This window comes from Trichococcus flocculiformis, from assembly GCF_900113645.1.
GTDB lineage: Bacteria > Bacillota > Bacilli > Lactobacillales > Aerococcaceae > Trichococcus > Trichococcus flocculiformis.
The window spans coordinates 1-2,532 of sequence record NZ_FOQC01000090.1 but is presented as its reverse complement, the minus strand read 5'-3'; the positions used below and the strand labels follow the sequence as shown (position 1 = coordinate 2,532).

The 2,532-nt window shown below is 37.3% G+C and carries 4 protein-coding genes; 3 read left to right on the top strand and 1 reads right to left on the bottom strand.

Annotation, left to right across the window (positions count from 1 at the left end; translation table 11 throughout):
• Positions 1 to 354: 354 nt before the first annotated feature.
• The 3 genes from BMZ71_RS14425 to BMZ71_RS14415 are packed head-to-tail and all read left to right on the top strand — an operon-like array spanning position 355 to position 2,310.
• Positions 355 to 723, top strand: coding sequence for a GntR family transcriptional regulator (locus BMZ71_RS14425; protein WP_086989651.1), 369 nt, complete (start codon positions 355 to 357; stop codon positions 721 to 723).
• Positions 720 to 1,577 carry an ATP-binding cassette domain-containing protein gene (locus BMZ71_RS14420; protein ID WP_086989635.1) on the top strand — a complete coding sequence of 286 codons (858 nt, stop codon included), beginning with the start codon at positions 720 to 722 and terminating at the stop codon, positions 1,575 to 1,577. The genes BMZ71_RS14425 and BMZ71_RS14420 overlap by 4 nt, the downstream gene beginning before the upstream one ends.
• Before the next feature lies 1 nt (position 1,578).
• The gene (locus tag BMZ71_RS14415; protein ID WP_086989637.1) at positions 1,579 to 2,310 is read left to right on the top strand and encodes a hypothetical protein; all 732 of its coding nucleotides are present in this window, start codon (positions 1,579 to 1,581) and stop codon (positions 2,308 to 2,310) included.
• Positions 2,311 to 2,314: 4 nt separating this feature from the next.
• Here the strand turns inward: BMZ71_RS14415 and BMZ71_RS15220 are convergent.
• Positions 2,315 to 2,532, bottom strand: a 218-nt coding sequence (locus BMZ71_RS15220) for a hypothetical protein (RefSeq protein ID WP_218142841.1), incomplete at its 5' end; no start/stop codon positions are given.

Below are 2,532 nucleotides of genomic sequence, written 5' to 3'. Positions count from 1 at the left end.
GGAAAGGATGAGAAGGGCAGATACGTCCAAGCTGGCGGCGTAAGTCCTTTTTTGAAAATATCGGTATAGAATACGTGTGCATGGCCCTCTGATGCGCGGTTTTCGCGGCATAATTATGTTATAGGGGACCCATTATCGTATCAATGATCGACATTCCTTTCTAGGGTGTGAAATCTTAGTTAAATATTTTTCAATACCGATTTTCTGACAGCTTCAAAGTGTCAGAAAATCGGTATTTTTCTTTTTAAACGATAGAACGCAAATATTTTTTTAGATAGTATATGTTGACTTCTCTATGTTTCACGTATAGACTTAGTTACATAAGTAATTAACTGAATGACTGAGGTGAAAAAATTGAAGTTTGAATACTCAGGAAGCAAACCTTTATTTCAACAAGTTGCGGATCAAATTACGGAAGGTATTTTGAATGGCTCATATAAAGAGCTAGAGCAGATTCCCTCCACTACAGAAATCTCGAAAGGCTATCAAATTAATCCGGCGACCGTCTTAAAAGGGATGAACTTGCTTGTTGATCAAGAATTAATTGAAAAGAAACGAGGATTAGGTATGTTTGTATTAGCAGGTGCACAAGATAAAGTTAAAAGTATCCGTAAAGAAGAATTCCTAACAAAAGAAATCGCTCACTTGGTTGTAGAAGCCAAAAAACTAGGTATTACCGCCGAGCAATTAAAAAAATTAATCGAAAGAGGGTATCAATTATGAGTTTGGTTGTGGAGCAAATAAGTAAAAAATACCAAGATAAAGCCGTTTTAGCAGATGTTACTGTGTCATTCGAACCACAAAAAATTTATGGCTTGTTGGGGAGAAACGGGGCAGGGAAAAGTACCCTGCTCAATATTATCAATAATCGTAGCTTTGCTAGCGCCGGCCAGGTCTTGCTGGATGGCAAACCGCTTACGGAAAACGAAAAGGAACTGAATCAGATTTATCTCATGAGCGAAGACAATCTTTTTCCGGGAAGCATGAAAGTGAAAGACATTTTCAAAATCAGTGCAGGTTTGTACGGAACCTTTGATTGGGAATTTTCCACAGAGCTGGTTGCGGCTTTTGAACTTGATACAAATTTAAAGTTTCGCAAGCTCTCGACAGGATACCGCAGTATAGCCAAGTTGATTACGGCGCTTTGTGTACCTTGTGATTACATATTTCTGGATGAACCTGTGCTAGGTTTAGATGCTAATTACCGGGACTTATTTTATGGCTACTTGGTTGAAGCTTATGAAAAACGGCCTCGCACATTCATTGTTTCAACCCATTTGATTGAGGAAATTACCAATCTCTTTGAAGAAGTCATTATCATCGATCATGGGAAGATAGTACTGACGGATACCGTGGAAAATATTTTAAGGGAGAGCAATATGATCTCCGGACCTAGAGAACAGGTCGAAAGCTTTGCGGAGCATCTGAATGTGGTGGGCAAAGAAGAACTGGGCGGATTGGTAAATGTGTATGTTTCAGGAGAGCTGCACCAAGCAATTCCTGAGAATATCACGGTTGCCCCGGTAAATTTGCAAACCTACTTCATTCAGTTAACTAAAGGAAAGAAGGGTATTTAATATGAAACTAAAGACTGCTATCACTTATCGTTTAACCTACCAGACGCGATCGCTATTAATCTATATGGCATACTTCACCGTATTCGCTTGCTTGATGCCGCTTTTAGCCATTTTTCTTTCGGATACAACGGAAATCGTTCATTCGGACATAATTTTTAGTGCCATTTGTTTCATGTTTATCTTGGCATTAATTGGGATTAATTCTGATTTTAAATTATTCATTCAGAATGGCCTTTCACGTCAGAATATCTTTCTGGCTAATATTTGGACGAACGCTTTGATTTCGGTAGGATTTTCTGGTTTACTGGTACTTATTCAAAAGCTATTTGACCGCCCATTGATCAGCAACTTCCGATTTGAAATTTTTCTGGTAGATTTATATAGTAAAAGTGCCTTTTTTCCAAGCTGGTTCTTGTTATTTTTCTTTCTGTTTTTTGCAAGTACCATTGGTGTTGTCATAGGCACCTTTAATGAGTTGTTTTCCGGAATCCAAAAAATTCTGATTTTATTGGCACTGATCATGATTCCAACTTTGGTAGGATTGCTTTTCCAAACCATTGATAAACAGATTACAATGAACATTCTCGATTTTCTTAAAGAGATTTTAGGCATCTCTAGTACTGGCCTTAATATATGGCCGTTGGTTGGCACACTTTTGGTACTTATTACAATCAACTTGTTGCTGAGCTTTCTTATGAATCAAAAAAGGGAAATTAAAAGAATCAATGGGTAATGAATCAAATTATTTTAGCAGGTAAAGCCAAAATTGCTTTACCTGCTATTTTTTTAAAAAGCTTCACGGGTATATTATTTAAGGGCAACGTGATTGACTGTCGTAAGTTTTTCAGTTTACTTGCACTCTCCCGACTTTTACAGTTGCTAAACCGAAAAATCCCCATAAATCGCGTTATATATGCGTTTATGGGGATTTTTTTATTTTTTGGTATGTAGATAT